The following is a 13502-nucleotide window of genomic DNA, read 5'->3' as shown; positions in this document are numbered from 1 at the left end:
ATCGTCACCCACCGCCTGGGCATACCCCGCCAACTGGTGGCCGACCTCTCCGACGCCGAAGAGGTGTCGCACCGGGTACTGGTCAGCGACGGCTCGCACATGGCGCACCGGCCGCTGTCGTCCCTGGAGCTGACCGTTCAGGCCGGCATGCGGGTCATGGCCGTGCGGCGGGGACGGCAGTGGATCACCGACGTGGACGGCGACACCGTGCTGGTGCCCGGTGACGTGCTGTTCCTGCACGGCTCGCCGGACGGCATCACCCGGCTGCGTGAGCTGGCCGCTGCCCCGGTCTGGGAGCCGCCGCGCCCCGACGAGGGTGAGGTGCTGACCGACCTGGACCGTGCCGTCGACGTGCTGGTCGAGATGAAGAACCTCTCGGAGGCCGCCGTCGGCGTTGCCTACAGCGCGCTGGTGCTGGGGGACCGTGGGCTGGCCGCTGAGGTCGGCCACCTCGAGGAGAGCCTCGACGAGATGAGGGACCACCTGGAGCTCTGGGTGCTGCGTGCCGCTGCCGACGGCATGGACCCGTCGTCTCTGCGGGGGCTGCTGCACCTCGCCGAGGCCGCCGAGGACCTGGGCGACCAGGCCAGGGCGATGGTCTGGCTGGTCGAGGAGGGCGAGGAGCTCCATCCGATCCTGGGCATCGCCCTGGGTGAGGCGGACGAGGTTGCGGTGCGGTTCCCGGTGGCCGAGGGATCGACCGTGGCCGGCTCGACGCTGAAGGACCTCCAGCTCAACATCGAGCCGGGGTTCACGGTGCTGGCGATCCGTAGGGATGGCGGCTACGTCTACCGGCCGCGTGGCGCCGTTCGGCTCGTGGCGGGTGACGAGATCATCGCCAGTGGCCCCGAGGAGGGCCAGGCCCTGCTGGCCGCAATGTGCGGCTGGGAGCTGCTCGAGGACGAGGGGGGCGAGGACGAGCTGGTTCCCGTCGGCTAGGGCGCCGGTTCCGACCGGTTCCAGCCGCCGGGGCGGACTCCGCCCGCCTCAGTCGGCTGGAGCCTCCCCGTCGTCGGGTGCCGGTGCCACCTCCGGCGGTCCCTGGCCCGGGTCCGGGACCTCACCGGTGAACAGTTCGGCGATGGCGCCCAGCGAACCCAGGGTGGCGCTCAGGTCGGCCGGCAGGAAGATCTTGGTGGCCCGTCCGTCGGCGACGGTCCCGAGGGCCTCCAGGTACTTGATGGCCAGCAGGTCCGGTGTCGGGTTGCCGTCGTGGATGGCCCCGTAGACGCTGCGCACCGCCTCGGCCTCGCCTTCGGCCACCGTGAGCTGCCGGTACCGCTCCGCGTCGGCCACGGCCCGGATGGCCTCGGCCTCGCCCTCGGCCTCCAGGATGGCCTGCTGCCGTATCGCCTCGGCGGAAAGGATGACCGACTGCCTGTCGCCCTCGGCCCGGGTGATGGCCGCCTCCTTGACGCCCTCGGCCTCGAGCACGACGGCCCGCCGGGTCCGCTCGGCCTTCATCTGCTCGTGCATGGCGTGCATGACGTCGGCCGGCGGGTCGATCCGCTGGATCTCGACGCGGACCACCCGGACGCCCCACTTGTCGGTGGCGTCGTCTAGCACCTGGCGCATGGTGACGTTGACGTTGTCCCGTGAGGTGAGGGCGCTGTCCAGGGTCATATCGCCGATCACGTTGCGGAGGTTCGTCTGTGCCAACTTCGTGATGGCCATGAGGAAGTTGGCCACGTTGTAGATGAGCCGCTGGGGGTCGGTGGGTTCGTAGTAGATGACGGCGTCGACGGTCACCGTCACGTTGTCCTTGGTGATGACCTCCTGCGGTGGCACGTCGACGACCTGTTCCCGCATGTCGACGCGGGTCAGCGACTGGATGACAGGGATGATCAGCTTCAGTCCGGGTCCGACGGTTGCCTTGTAGCGGCCTAGCTGTTCGACGATGCCCTTCTGGAACGGCCGGACGATCTTGATGCCTGCCGCGGCGAACACGAACAGGACGAAGGTGATGACTACGAGGACGATTACTGCTGCCATGTGTGGGGCTCCTCAGTTGGAGGGTCGGTGGTCGTTCGGCTTCCGGTCGGGCGGCTCAGTCGCAGCGTTGGACCACGGCCCGGGTGCCCTCGATGAGGACCACCCTGATGGGGGTTCCGGCTGGGAGGTGGCCGCGGTCGGGGGTCTCGGCATGCCATTCTTCGCGGCCGATCCGCACCGTGCCGAGCCGTTCGGGGTCGGGCGACAGGTCCGTGACGACCACGCCGGTCTCGCCCACCAGGCGACCGGCGCCCACGCCTACCGGGTTGCCGCCCCGCTCCATCCGACGGGCCATCGGTCGCAGGGCGCCGAACGAGACGACCGACACCACCACGAAGGCCAACCACTGCCAGACGGGGTCGGTGCCCGTGAAGGCGATTGCAGTGGCGACCGTGGCTCCCACACCGAACGGCAGGAGGAAGAACGCCCCGGTCATGGCGATCTCGCCGACCACGAAGGTGGCTGCGGCTGCAAGCCAGATCCAGCGCCAGACCTCGGGATCCATGCTCGTGCTCCTCGGTTCAAGGTGGAACGGCACGGCCGGGAGGCCCGCCGTCCACGATCGTCAACGTACTACGGGTGCCGGGTGTGGTGTCCGCGTCGTATGCGGTGTCCCTGCGTGGCCCGATACCGTCTCGGACCGTGCCCTCCGTTCCACCCGACGCCCCGCTGCGCCTTCTGACCGTCCACGCCCATCCTGACGACGAGGCCTCCAAGGGGGCGGCCACCGTCGCCTGCCTGCACGCCCAGGGCGTGTACTGCGTGCTGGTGTGCTGTACCGGTGGTGAGGCTGGCGACATCCTGAATCCGGAGATGGACCGACCCGAGGTTCGTGCCGACCTGGCGTCGGTCCGCGAGGCCGAGTTGGCTCGGGCGGCTGCGATCATCGGCTACGACGAGGTGGCGATGCTCGGCTACCGGGACTCCGGCATGAAGGAATCCGAGCACAATGCCCACCCTGACGCCTTCGCCGCCGCCGATCCCGACGAGGCGGTCGGACGCCTTGTGGCGATCATCCGGCGGGTCCGACCCCAGGTAGTGGTGACCTATCCTGATGCTCGGGGCGAGTACGACCACCCCGACCACGTGAAGGTGCACGACGTCACGGTTCCGGCATTCCACGCCGCCGGCGATCCGGACCGGTTCCCGGAGGCAGGTGCGCCCTGGCAGCCGTCGAAGCTGTACTACACGATGTGGTCACGGGCCCGGATCGCCGGCCTGCACGCCAAGTTCCAGGAGTTGGGGCTGGAGTCGCCGTACGACGAGGGGTGGTTCAAGCGGCCCTCGCGGGACCACCTGATCACGACCAGGGTGCCGACCGCTGAGCACTGGGAGGTGGGGGTCGAGGCGTTGCGGGCCCACGCCACCCAGATAGACCCGGGATCGCGGTTCTGGTTCGGCCTCCCCGACGAGGTGGCCCGGACCGTCCACCCGTTTGACGACTACCGCCTCGAGGTCAGCCACGTCGGCGGTCCGGCCGAGGGGGAGGTCGAGGAAGACCTGTTCGCCGGGCTGCGCGAGGCCTCCACGGTCGCGGAGTGATGGCCGGGCTCTCGTTCCTGTCCGGGGAGTCGGTGGCCTGATGGCCGAGCTCTCGTTCCTGTCAGCGGAGTGGCTGGATGCGCTGGCCGAGGCTGGTGCGGCCCTGCCCGAGCAGCCGGGCGTGGACGGCGTCGTGAGGTTCGTGGTCACCGCCACGCCGCACGGCAAGGTCCAGTTCCGCCTGGTGGTTGCCGGTGGTCGAATCGCCGAGCTGCTGGTGGGGCGGGACGGCGAGGCAGAGGCCACGGTGACCTGGAGGTATCCCGACGCTGTGGCCCAGTTCGGTGGGGGCCTGGATCCCGACGTGGCCTACATGACCGGCCGGTGCAAGGTGGAGGGCGACTACGCCCGCTACCTGTTCGACCTGCGACCGGTGTTCGGTGGCGAGGGTTGGACGCTGCTGTTGGCGGACCTGGCCGCCCGAAGCTAGTCCTGAGCCGCTGGTCAGCCGGCCCGCTGGACCTCGCGAAGGTCCCTCCAACTGATGAGGGTGACGTGGCCGCGGTCCAGGTCGGCCCTGAGCTCGCTGTTGCCGCAGGCAAGGTCCCGGTGGTCGACCCTGCGACCCCACTCGTCGCAGATCGCCCGGAGCTCCGGCGTGTCGGCGGCCGGTTCGATCACGATCTCGGTGACGCCGGGCTGGAGGTCCATGGCCTCCCGTTCGAGGGTCGAAGGGTCGGCCATCCGTCGCATCCGATGGTGGTCCACGGTGAGAACGCCCTCTTCGGAGGCCAGCGCCCTGAACGGGAACCCGGCCGAGGATTCGGCGCTTCCACCCTCCAGCCGGATGGGGAGGCCGAAGTCGATGGCCAGCTCGAGGTACACGTCGAAGAACTCCGGCCGGTTCTGGAGCGCACCCAGGTGGGTGCTCAGGTGGCTGACGTCGAAGCCCCACAGGACAGCCCGCTCCAGTTGGGCCCGGCACTCCCGGCGGGTCTCGTCCAGGTCGGCGTGGTTCCAGAGGTCGTCGACCGTGCGCGGGAAGCCACCGTCGCCATCGTGCAGGCTCGGCGCCTGGGTTATGGCCCGCCACCGGTAGCGGTCCAGTTCTGCGTTCAACGTGAGGTGCACGCCCACCGGCTCGCCCCGGTAGTGGGAGGCGGCGTCGCGGGCCCACGGGCCCGGCACCATGAGACCAGCTCCGGTAGCCAGGCCGCTGCGGAGGCACTCGTAGACGCCTACGTTGGAGGCGTGGCACATGCCGAGCAGGTCGGCGGTGAGGATGAGGACTCGGTCCCCGGGATCCCTGCCGAGTCGTTCGCCCACGCTGGTCACGGGATGAACGGTACACGTCGCCCTCCTTCCGGGTGGCTGGACGGTGGTGCCGGTCAGTTGCCGCCGCCGGTCGCCGATCCACCCAGCGGCTCGTGGGGTCCCCCACAGGCCGACCACAGCCCGAGCCCGGCGGCCCGGGCACGGGTCTCGGCGGCGGCCAGCTCGTGGCGCATGCCGTCGTTTGGGTCGATGTGGAGTGCGGCCGCAAACCCACGCTCCACCAGCGACCGGTTCACGACCAGCCCGTCCGAGAGTCGCTCCACGTAGGCCAGGAGGCGCCCGTAGCGATCGCGTGCCTCGACGTCCTGGGTGATCCGCACGGCGGCTCCGGGTGCCAGCAGGAGGGCGAGCCGCCCGGATGCCTCGGCACCGAAGCACTCGGGGGGCCGGTCGGGGTGCACGGTCTCTGGTGTGTCTATGCCGAGCAGTCGGATGGTCTCCGACCTTCCGTCCAGGTCGACTATCAGGGTGTCACCGTCCACCACGCCGACCACCCTGCCCAGGCCGTCCTCGGGTAGCTCGGTGGTCGTGCAGGCGATGAGGAGCCCGGCGAGCAGCCCGAGGGTCGGCCACAGGATGGCGACCACCGGTAGCTGAGGTTCGACTCCTGTCGGATCTTCGGACACGGCCTGCTCAGGCTGCCTCGGACCGCCCGCGATGCGCGCAGTCGATGGCCCACCCGTCGGTCGGATCGTCGTTGCCGGTCGGCCCTCCGTCGGTCGGGTCATTGTTGCCGGTCGGATCGTCGTTCCTGGCGCCGGACCGGTCGGGCGCCTGACGGCTGCAGGCGGCCAGCACCAGACGGGCGCTGGCCACGCCGGCCCTACCAATCTCCCGGGTCCGATCGTCCAGCCGGCGGGCCGGGGTGCGGGCGATGGAGGGAGAGGCCACCCGGTTGGGGCGCCGTCGGGTTGGTGGATGATTCGGGAAGGGGAGCCTGGTTTCCATGTGACCATCCTGACGGAGGGGTGTGACAACGCTCGTCGGCCTGCCCGGATGCTGGGCCCACGGCGTCTCGGCGGCATCATCGACCCATGGTCAGGCGGTCCTACCTGAGCGAGGAACTGCGGCGCGGCGGTCGTCCCCGCAGCTGGTTCCTGCCCATCACCGAGGACGAGTGCTCCGGCGCCGGTCGCCTGTTCGGCGGAACCGGCCTGGGTGCGGCGATCCGGGCGCTGGAGGCCGACGCCGGGCGGCCCCTCGTCTGGGCGACCGGCCAGTTCATCTCCCACGCCGAGCCCGGCGAGACGCTCATCGTCGAGGTCGACCTCATGGCCGAGGGGCAGGCCACCACCCAGGCCCGGGCCCGAGGGCACGTCGACGGTCGGGAGGTCATAGGCGTGTTCGCGACGTTGGGTCGCCGCGATGTCCACCGGTCCGGCGTCTGGGTCTCGCCGCCCGATGCCCCGGCGCCGCCGGACTGCCCACCGTTTCCCAGCCGCAGCGCCATCCGGTCGGTCTCGGCCAACCTGGAACGTCGGCTCGTACGGGGTCGTACCGAGGATCAGGATCCGGCCATGGACGACGGCCGGGTAGCCATGTGGGTGCGGGTGCCCGACCACCTCGTCGTCGATCCGGCATTCCTGGCCGTGCTCGGCGACTACGTGCCATGGGGAGGCCGGGACGCCGTGGGCGGTGGCCTGGGTGGCGGTCAGAGCCTCGACAACACGCTCCGGGTCGTCGACCCGGTCGACACCGAGTGGATCATGGTCGACGTCCGAATAGGGAGCCTCGTCCACGGCTACGCCCACGGCACGGTCCACCTCTGGTCCGAGGACGGCCACCTGCTTGCCACCGCCAGCCAGACCTGCCAATTTCGCAACCCCAGACGAATGGACGGCCGGTGACCACCACGACGACCCCGGTCCGCTACGGGATGACCGTCCCGTTCGCTGGGCCGCTCCACGCCCAGGCCGACCGGTTCCGTGAGCTGGCGGACCTCGGCTACACCGACGCCTGGACCGCCGAGGCGGACGCCCACGACGGCCTCACACCCCTGGCCCTGGCATCGGTCTGGGCGCCGGACCTGCGGCTGGGAACGGCCATCCTCCCCGCCTTCACCCGTGGGCCCGCGCTCCTCGCCCAGAGTGCGGCATCGCTCGCCTCGGCGGCCCCCGGTCGGTTCGTCCTGGGCATCGGCACATCGTCGAACGTGATCGTCGAACGTTGGAACGGAATCCCGTTCGAGGAGCCATACCGGCGTGTACGGGACACAGTGCGGTTCCTTCGGGCGGCGTTCACCGGCGAGAAGGTCACTGAGGCCTTCGAGAGCTTCGACATCCGTGGCTTCCGCCTGGTCGACCCACCGGAGCAGGCGCCGCCCATGGTGGTGGCCGCCCTTCGTGGGGGCATGCTCCGCCTGGCCGGTCGGGAGGCCGACGGGGCGGTGGTCAACTGGTTGTCGCCGATCGATGCCGGACGGGTGAGCGCCATCGTGCGGGAGGCGGCGTCGGCCGCCGGACGTCCGGCCCCGGAGGTGGCGGCCAGGATCTTCGTGTGTCCGTCCGACGACCGGGACAGGGTGCTGGCAGAGGCGAAGCGCCTGGTGGCTGCCTACGTGAACGTGCCTGTCTACCGGGCGTTCCACGAGTGGCTGGGTCGGACCGACGTGCTCGGCGAGCACTGGGAACGGTGGGACGCCGGTGACCGCGCCGGTTCGCTAGAGGCCATGCCCGATTCCGTGGTCGACGACCTGTTGGTCCACGGCGCGCCCGATCAGTGCCGGGCGGCCATCGCCAGGTACGTGGCCGCCGGCATCACCACCCCGGTGCTGGCCATCGTGCCGCTGGCCGGTGTGGATGCAGGCCTGGCGGTCCGGGACCTCGCACCGCGGGCCTGATCGGCCGGTTCGCCCCGGTCGGCCGACTTCCGGCTCACCCCCGGTCGGCCAGTCGGCCCGCCTCCCTCAGGTGCTCCACCAGGTCGGTGAGACGGCTGTGGGCGTTCAGGCCGCTGGTGTGGGGCATCAGGTAGACCGGTCGGCCCCCGAAGGTCCTGTCCTGGACGCCGGCGATGGCCTGCCGGTCGACGACGGTCCGCCATCCCCCCAGGCCCACGAAGCACACGGCCCGTGGACGGAGCCACGCCACCAGCCGCTCGACCCGTTCGGCGCCCGCCCGGTATTCGCCGGAGTTCACCTCGTCGGCCCGCGACGTCGTGCGACGCACCAGGTCGGTCATGCCAAGGCCGTGACGGTGGAGGGCGTGACGGGGGTCCCGGTCGACGCTGGCTAGTCCGGCCTCGAGGACCGCCGGCCAGAATCGGTTGCCACCGCGGCAGTAGCCGATCGCCGTGTCGGCCGAGGTGGGGCTGGGGTTCAGCCCGACCACCAGCAGGCGGAGGTCCGGTGCCACCGTGTCGGGAAGGCTCCGGATCCGGGTGGCCACCGCTTCGACCCGGGCGGTGTCCGACCACCGGACGGTGTCGGGTACGAACCCCGCTCCGACCAGGAGGTCACCGGCACGCTCCAGCGTCCAGCCGACGTCCGGAACGGGATCCAGTCGTATGTCCACCACGTCGCCCGGGAGGTGGGCGAGGTGGAGGTCGGCGAGGAGCAGGGGAAGGTCGGTCGTCGGCCGACCGGAGCCGACGTCGACCGGTCGGGCCGTAGGGGTCACGTCGGGAGGGTAGGACGGGGGAGGAGGCGGGTCAGGAGAAACTGGTGACTTTCGTCATGCCCATGACCGTCTAGGGTGGAATCATCGACGAGAGACGAGAGGATGAGGCCGTGACCGAGACACTCGACACAACGAAGATCGACGAGATCCGGGCCATCATCGACCGTGGGCTGGGAACCACCCAGAGCCGCGAGTTGATCGCCGCCTCCGAGGTCGCTGACCTCCTGCTCGACCTCCGCCTGTTGCTCGCCACGACCGACGCCGACCTCGAGGCTGCTCCCACCAACTGATCGGTGGGCCCGCTGGCAGGCGGGTCAGGGCAGCGGGACCGCCTTCCGGACGAGGCGTCCGAGCGCCAGACCGATCCCGGCACCAACCACCACGTCGCTGGCGTGGTGGATCCTCACGTGGATCCGTGAGGTGGCGACGATGGCCGCAAGCCCGTACCAGAGAGGCTTCACCTTCGACCGCTCGGACAGCAGGGTGGCCGCCAGGAAGGCCGCCGAGGCGTGCCCCGACGGGAAGCTGCTGGTGAGCGGCTGGCGGAGCTGGTGGGGTTGGTCGGCGTCGTGGATCGGCCGCTCCCGCCTGAACGCCGACTTCACCACACCGTTGACCAGTGCCGATTCGGCGCCCAACGCCAGCGCCAGGCGGGTCGCCTCCCGGGTGCCGCCCCGGGTCGCGACGCCCCGTGCCGTGCCCAGCAGGTGCCAGATCAGGCTGAAGTCGCCCAGCTCGCTGGCCGTGTAGAAGAGTCTGTCCATCGCCGGATTGCCGCGCAGACGGTCCCACACCCGGTCGACGGCATCGTCCAGCGAGGCTCCGATCGGACCCAGAGGGTGCGGGGTTTCGTCTGCCGACGCCGACCAGTCGTCCGCCATGCCCTGCGCATTAGGACCAGGCTCTTCGGAGGAGGGATCGGCCGGCTCGTCGACCGACTCGGGAGCCGGCACCTCGGCGGTGGCCACGGGTCCAGCCTAGGGGCGGTCGGTCCGGGTCCGGATTCGGCTCCGTGGGGTGCCCCGGCTCACGGGGAGGATGTCCCATCGGCCACCAGGTAGGCGCCCGGGGCCGACAGGGAGCCCCGGCCCCAGCGCCGCGGGGTGGCCAGCAGCGCCCGGGGATAGTCCTCGAACAACCAGCGGGCGAAGTTGCGACGGGTCCACGGCAGTCGGCCGGCCGCCCACAGGGCGGTACGGGCGCCGGTTGGTCGGGTCAGCATCCGCTGGAGGGCCACCGACATCCGGTGGTCGGCCACGAGTTCACGTCGTACCGCCCGTCGGTAGCCGGCTGCCACCTCGGCGACGGTGGGACCCGACACGGCGGCCTCGGCGGCCAGGATCCCGGTCAGCAGGGCCTGGCCGATGCCCTCACCGGTCAGCGCATCGGAGGCCGATGCCGCATCTCCAACGAACAGCACCGGTCCGTGGTCCAGCACCGCGGCATCCACCCGGGCCGGGATGGGCCAGGCGGTCCGGCGGCCCTCCGGCCGTGCGTGGTCGCCCAGCACCGAGCGGATGGTCGGCCTGTCCATGAGGTCGTCCCAGATTCGCCCGGTGTCGCCGACGGCCACGCGCCCACCCCGCAGGACGCCGAAGCCGACGTTGGCCCGACCGTCGGGGAGCGGGAACGACCAGGCGTAGCCGGGCAGCAGGTCGGGTTCGAACCACACGTGCAGGTCGGCGGCCGCCGGCCCGACGTTCGCCACGTACTGCCGGAAGGCCTGCCACTCGCCGCGGTACCCGCTGACGGCGAGGCCCAGCAGCCTGCGGGTCGGAGACCACATTCCGTCGGCGGCCACCACCGTCGTGGCCCGGACTTCGCCGAGCCCCTCGACGTCCAGCGTCGCGCCGTCGGAGTCGGTTGCGATTCCCGTCAGGCCGTGTCCGTCCCAGACGTGGGCGTCGGCCGAGCGGGCCAGGTCCAGCAGCGCGGCGTCGTACTCCCGGCGGGGGACGACCGCCGCGTACTGGCCGTCGTCCCGGGGCAATCGATACCGGGTGGTTCGACCCGCAGGCGAGTGGATGACCAGGTCATCCACCACCTGCCACCCCGTGAGCGGGACCGGGTCAAGGCCCAGGTGCTCGCCGAGGCGGAGGGCCAGCACCGTCAGGCCGTCACCGCAGCACTTGTCCCGGGGGAAGGTGGCCCTGTCGACCACCAGCACCGACAGGCCGGCCCGGGAGGCGGTGATCGCCGCGGCCGAGCCGGCCGGGCCCCCGCCCACGATCGCCAGGTCGACCCGCACGCAGTAGGCCCCGTGCCTCAGAAGAGCTTCAGCTCGTCGGACCGGATACCCCGCAACTCGTCGTAGTCGACGACCACACAGCCGATGCCCCTGTCCTCTGCCAGGACCCGGGCTTGGGGCCTGATCTCCTGTGCCACGAACACCCCCCGGACCGGTCGCAGCATCGGGTCACGGTTCAGGAAGTCCAGGTATCGGGTGAGCTGCTCCACGCCGTCGATCTCACCCCGACGCTTCACCTCGATGGCCACCGCCACGCCGTCGGCGTCCCGGCAGAGCAGGTCGACCGGGCCTATGTCGGTGGGGTACTCGCGGCGGACCAGGCGCAGCCCGTCTGCCACGGTGGTCGGGTCGGCGGCGAGCAGGGCCTGGAGGTGGGCCTCCACCCCGTCCTTCCGGAGGCCCGGGTCGAGGCCCATCTCGTGGGACACGTCGGACAGGACCTCGTGCAGGATGATGGTGAGCATCTCGCCTCCGGGGTTCCTTACCGTCCAGACGGCCTCGGCGTCGCCGCCGTCCTGGTCCTCGTCGATGGTCAGCGTGTTCGGAGAGTTCATCCAATTCAACGGCTTGTAGGCCCCGCCGTCGGCATGGATGGACACGCAGCCGTCGGCCTTGACCATGAGGAGTCGGACGGCCTCGGGCAGGTGGGCGGTGAGCCGCCCGTCGTAGTCGACCGTGCAGCGGGCGATGACCAGACGCACGGCCTCAACCCGTCAGGGCCGACAGGATGGCTTCGGCCAGGTCGGCCCGACAGATCACCAGGTCGGGCAGGTACGGATCGGAGCGGTTGTAGGTGAGCGGTGACCCGTCGATCCGCGACGTGTGCAGGCCGGCCGCTTCGGCGACGGCCACCGGAGCGCAGCTGTCCCACTCGTACTGGCCGCCGGAGTGCACGTATGCGTCCACCTCTCCACGTACCACGGCCATGGCCTTGGCGCCCGCCGAGCCCATCTCGACCAGTTCGCCGCCCAGGGCCTCGCATACGGCCAGGGCCTCGGCCGGTGGGCGTGACCGGCTGACCACCATGCGGGGCCGGTCGCCGATCGGCGGCAGGTCCGAACCATGTGGGGGCCCGACGGTGGAGAGCGTGAGGCCTAGGGCGGGCAGTGCCACTGCGCCGGCCGTCGGACGCCCCTCCTCGACCAGGGCCACGTGGACGGCCCAGTCGGAGCGCGGTGGTTCGCTGTACTCCCGCGTGCCGTCCACCGGATCGACGATCCAGATCCGGTCGGCACCGGTCCGATCCGGGTGTACCGCGTGTGCGGTGCCCTCCTCGGACAGAACGGCGTCGGTAGGACGGTGTTCGGCCAGGGCGGCCATCAGGTATTCGTGGGAGCGCTGGTCGCCCTCGTGCCTCATCACCGCCGACGGTGCTCCGTCAACCGTCAGGCGGTCCCGGATGTCGAGCAGCAGTTCGCCGGCCCGGGTGGCCAGCTCCGCGGCCAGGGTGTGGTCGCCGGGGGTCGCCATCGCCGCCGCCCTCAGTCGCCGGCCGAGCGTCGGCCCAACTGGATGGCGGCACGGACCGTGGAGCGCAGGTCGTCGGCGTCGGCGCCGGCATCCACCAGGCGTTGCACACCGTCCTCCAGCGCCGCCGCCTGCTCCTCATCCCACGCCGACGCGGCCTCCACTGCGGGGACCAGCACGCCTACCAGCAGGAGGGTGAGGGTTCCGACGGCTCCCACGAATCCGAAGGCGATGGCGGCGTCGATCCGGTCTGCGATCGAGGTGACGATCATGCCGACGATGCTGGTGGCGCACAGCAGCAGCGCCGCGCCCCGGATGGTTCCGGGCGACAGTAGGCGGGTACGGGCGTCGGCGGCGCTCATCGGACCAGGGGCTTGTACTTCATGCGGTGGGGCTGGTCGTCCAGGCCCAGCTCCTTCTTCCGATACGCCTCGTACTCGGTGAAGTTGCCTTCGAACCACCGGACCTGCGAGTCACCCTCGAAGGCCAGGACGTGGGTGGCGACCCTGTCCAGGAACCATCGGTCGTGGCTGATGATCACAGCACAACCCGCATAGGCGTCCAGCCCCGACTCCAGCGCCCTCAGGGTGTCGATGTCGAGGTCGTTCGTCGGCTCGTCCAGAAGCAGCACGTTGGCGCCGCTGCGCAGCACCTTGGCCAGGTGGACCCGGTTGCGTTCGCCGCCGGACAGGTCGCCGACCCGCTTCTGCTGGTCCGAGCCCTTGAAGTTGAACGACGCCACGTAGGCGCGGCCGTTGACCTCGCGGCTACCCACCTCGATGAACTCCCGGTCGTCGGTGATCTCCTGGTAGACGGTCCGGTCCGGATCCAGGCTCTCGCGGGACTGGTCGACGTAGCCCATCTCGACCGTCGGACCGATCCGGATCTCGCCGGTATCAGGCGCCGTGTCCCCCAGGGCTGTGCCGTCGGCTGCAGCGGTGAGCATCCGGAACAGCGTGGTCTTCCCGGCGCCGTTACCGCCGATCACGCCGACGATTCCGGCCGGGGGCAGGGAGAACGAGAGGTCATCGATGAGGAGGCGGTCACCAAACCCCTTGGACAGGTTCTCGACCTCGAGCACCTGGTCTCCCAACCGCTGGTTGGCCGGGATGTCGATCTGGAGTTCCCGGGCCCGACGCTCGGTCTCGGCCGCCTCGGCTACGAGACGCTCGTAGGCCGAAAGGCGGGCCTTACCCTTAGCCTGGCGCGCCCGGGGGGCCATCCGCACCCACTCCAACTCGCGTTCCAGGGTGCGGCGACGGGCCGAGTCCTCCCGGTTCTCGGCGGCCAGGCGGGCCGATTTCTGTTCCAGCCAGCCCGAGTAGTTGCCCGCGTAGGGGATGCCCTTCCCCCGCTCCCAC

18 protein-coding genes are annotated in these 13502 nt (G+C 70.8%); 6 read left to right on the top strand and 12 right to left on the bottom strand.

From position 1 onward, the window contains the following. Positions 1–939 (top strand): hypothetical protein (locus MK177_09995; protein ID MCH2427645.1); only part of this gene is annotated, 939 nt, incomplete at its 5' end. Positions 940–987: 48 nt separating this feature from the next. Here MK177_09995 and MK177_09990 read toward each other — a convergent pair. Together MK177_09990 and MK177_09985 are read right to left on the bottom strand one after the other, a co-directional pair. Then, positions 988–1992 carry an SPFH/Band 7/PHB domain protein gene (locus tag MK177_09990; GenBank protein MCH2427644.1) on the bottom strand — a complete coding sequence of 335 codons (1005 nt, stop codon included), beginning with the start codon at positions 1990–1992 and terminating at the stop codon, positions 988–990. A gap of 55 nt (positions 1993–2047) precedes the next feature. Next, positions 2048–2497 carry an NfeD family protein gene (locus MK177_09985; protein ID MCH2427643.1) on the bottom strand — a complete coding sequence of 150 codons (450 nt, stop codon included), beginning with the start codon at positions 2495–2497 and terminating at the stop codon, positions 2048–2050. 137 nt (positions 2498–2634) lie between these two features. Between MK177_09985 and mca the strand changes: the two genes are divergently transcribed. Together mca and MK177_09975 are read left to right on the top strand one after the other, a co-directional pair. After that, positions 2635–3534, top strand: a complete 900-nt coding sequence (mca, locus tag MK177_09980; protein ID MCH2427642.1) for a mycothiol conjugate amidase Mca — start codon at positions 2635–2637, stop codon at positions 3532–3534. Between the two features lie 40 nt (positions 3535–3574). Beyond that, positions 3575–3964, top strand: coding sequence for an SCP2 sterol-binding domain-containing protein (locus MK177_09975; protein MCH2427641.1), 390 nt, complete (start codon positions 3575–3577; stop codon positions 3962–3964). A 14-nt stretch (positions 3965–3978) separates the two neighbouring features. Here the strand turns inward: MK177_09975 and MK177_09970 are convergent, their stop codons facing one another. The 3 genes from MK177_09970 to MK177_09960 are packed head-to-tail and all read right to left on the bottom strand — an operon-like array spanning position 3979 to position 5757. Continuing rightward, positions 3979–4809, bottom strand: a complete 831-nt coding sequence (locus MK177_09970) for a ChbG/HpnK family deacetylase (GenBank protein MCH2427640.1) — start codon at positions 4807–4809, stop codon at positions 3979–3981. Between the two features lie 53 nt (positions 4810–4862). Further along, positions 4863–5396 carry a thermonuclease family protein gene (locus MK177_09965; protein MCH2427639.1) on the bottom strand — a complete coding sequence of 178 codons (534 nt, stop codon included), beginning with the start codon at positions 5394–5396 and terminating at the stop codon, positions 4863–4865. 46 nt (positions 5397–5442) lie between these two features. Next, the gene (locus MK177_09960; GenBank protein ID MCH2427638.1) at positions 5443–5757 is read right to left on the bottom strand and encodes a hypothetical protein; all 315 of its coding nucleotides are present in this window, start codon (positions 5755–5757) and stop codon (positions 5443–5445) included. Positions 5758–5843: 86 nt separating this feature from the next. Between MK177_09960 and MK177_09955 the strand changes: the two genes are divergently transcribed. Together MK177_09955 and MK177_09950 are read left to right on the top strand one after the other, a co-directional pair. Next, positions 5844–6656, top strand: a complete 813-nt coding sequence (locus MK177_09955) for a thioesterase family protein (protein MCH2427637.1) — start codon at positions 5844–5846, stop codon at positions 6654–6656. Further along, positions 6653–7648 carry an LLM class F420-dependent oxidoreductase gene (locus MK177_09950; protein ID MCH2427636.1) on the top strand — a complete coding sequence of 332 codons (996 nt, stop codon included), beginning with the start codon at positions 6653–6655 and terminating at the stop codon, positions 7646–7648. Before MK177_09955 ends, MK177_09950 begins: the two co-directional genes overlap by 4 nt. A 34-nt stretch (positions 7649–7682) precedes the next feature. Here MK177_09950 and MK177_09945 read toward each other — a convergent pair whose 3' ends face one another. Continuing rightward, the gene (locus MK177_09945; protein MCH2427635.1) at positions 7683–8426 is read right to left on the bottom strand and encodes a mismatch-specific DNA-glycosylase; all 744 of its coding nucleotides are present in this window, start codon (positions 8424–8426) and stop codon (positions 7683–7685) included. A gap of 110 nt (positions 8427–8536) precedes the next feature. Between MK177_09945 and MK177_09940 the strand changes: the two genes are divergently transcribed. Further along, positions 8537–8716 (top strand): hypothetical protein, encoded by a 180-nt coding sequence (locus MK177_09940; protein MCH2427634.1) that lies wholly within the window; start codon positions 8537–8539, stop codon positions 8714–8716. A gap of 24 nt (positions 8717–8740) precedes the next feature. Here MK177_09940 and MK177_09935 read toward each other — a convergent pair whose 3' ends face one another. The 6 genes from MK177_09935 to MK177_09910 all read right to left on the bottom strand — a co-directional run. Continuing rightward, the gene (locus tag MK177_09935; protein MCH2427633.1) at positions 8741–9394 is read right to left on the bottom strand and encodes a phosphatase PAP2 family protein; all 654 of its coding nucleotides are present in this window, start codon (positions 9392–9394) and stop codon (positions 8741–8743) included. A 59-nt stretch (positions 9395–9453) separates the two neighbouring features. Next, positions 9454–10674, bottom strand: coding sequence for an NAD(P)/FAD-dependent oxidoreductase (locus MK177_09930; GenBank protein MCH2427632.1), 1221 nt, complete (start codon positions 10672–10674; stop codon positions 9454–9456). A 17-nt stretch (positions 10675–10691) separates the two neighbouring features. Continuing rightward, positions 10692–11375 carry an endonuclease NucS gene (gene nucS, locus MK177_09925; protein MCH2427631.1) on the bottom strand — a complete coding sequence of 228 codons (684 nt, stop codon included), beginning with the start codon at positions 11373–11375 and terminating at the stop codon, positions 10692–10694. Between the two features lie 4 nt (positions 11376–11379). Further along, on the bottom strand, positions 11380–12144 hold the full coding sequence (locus MK177_09920; GenBank protein MCH2427630.1) for a 3'(2'),5'-bisphosphate nucleotidase CysQ: 765 nt from the start codon (positions 12142–12144) through the stop codon (positions 11380–11382). An 11-nt stretch (positions 12145–12155) separates the two neighbouring features. After that, on the bottom strand, positions 12156–12503 hold the full coding sequence (locus MK177_09915) for a hypothetical protein (protein ID MCH2427629.1): 348 nt from the start codon (positions 12501–12503) through the stop codon (positions 12156–12158). Continuing rightward, positions 12500–13502 (bottom strand): ATP-binding cassette domain-containing protein (locus tag MK177_09910; protein MCH2427628.1); only part of this gene is annotated, 1003 nt, incomplete at its 5' end. The genes MK177_09910 and MK177_09915, both read right to left, overlap by 4 nt.

Source organism: Acidimicrobiales bacterium (assembly GCA_022452145.1).
Lineage (GTDB): Bacteria > Actinomycetota > Acidimicrobiia > Acidimicrobiales > MedAcidi-G1 > UBA9410.
Note: the sequence above shows the minus strand (reverse complement) of the source record. Positions and strands in the feature narration are given on the sequence as shown.

What these genes read in the sequence shown, in the direction of transcription:
- MK177_09990 (MCH2427644.1), bottom strand. Translation starts at nt 1,992, where the DNA reads ATGGCAGCAGTAATCGTCCTCGTAGTCATCACCTTCGTCCTGTTCGTG.
- MK177_09985 (MCH2427643.1), bottom strand. Translation starts at nt 2,497, where the DNA reads ATGGATCCCGAGGTCTGGCGCTGGATCTGGCTTGCAGCCGCAGCCACC.
- MK177_09975 (MCH2427641.1), top strand. Translation starts at nt 3,575, where the DNA reads ATGGCCGAGCTCTCGTTCCTGTCAGCGGAGTGGCTGGATGCGCTGGCC.
- MK177_09960 (MCH2427638.1), bottom strand. Translation starts at nt 5,757, where the DNA reads ATGGAAACCAGGCTCCCCTTCCCGAATCATCCACCAACCCGACGGCGC.
- MK177_09955 (MCH2427637.1), top strand. Translation starts at nt 5,844, where the DNA reads ATGGTCAGGCGGTCCTACCTGAGCGAGGAACTGCGGCGCGGCGGTCGT.
- MK177_09920 (MCH2427630.1), bottom strand. Translation starts at nt 12,144, where the DNA reads ATGGCGACCCCCGGCGACCACACCCTGGCCGCGGAGCTGGCCACCCGG.
- MK177_09915 (MCH2427629.1), bottom strand. Translation starts at nt 12,503, where the DNA reads ATGAGCGCCGCCGACGCCCGTACCCGCCTACTGTCGCCCGGAACCATC.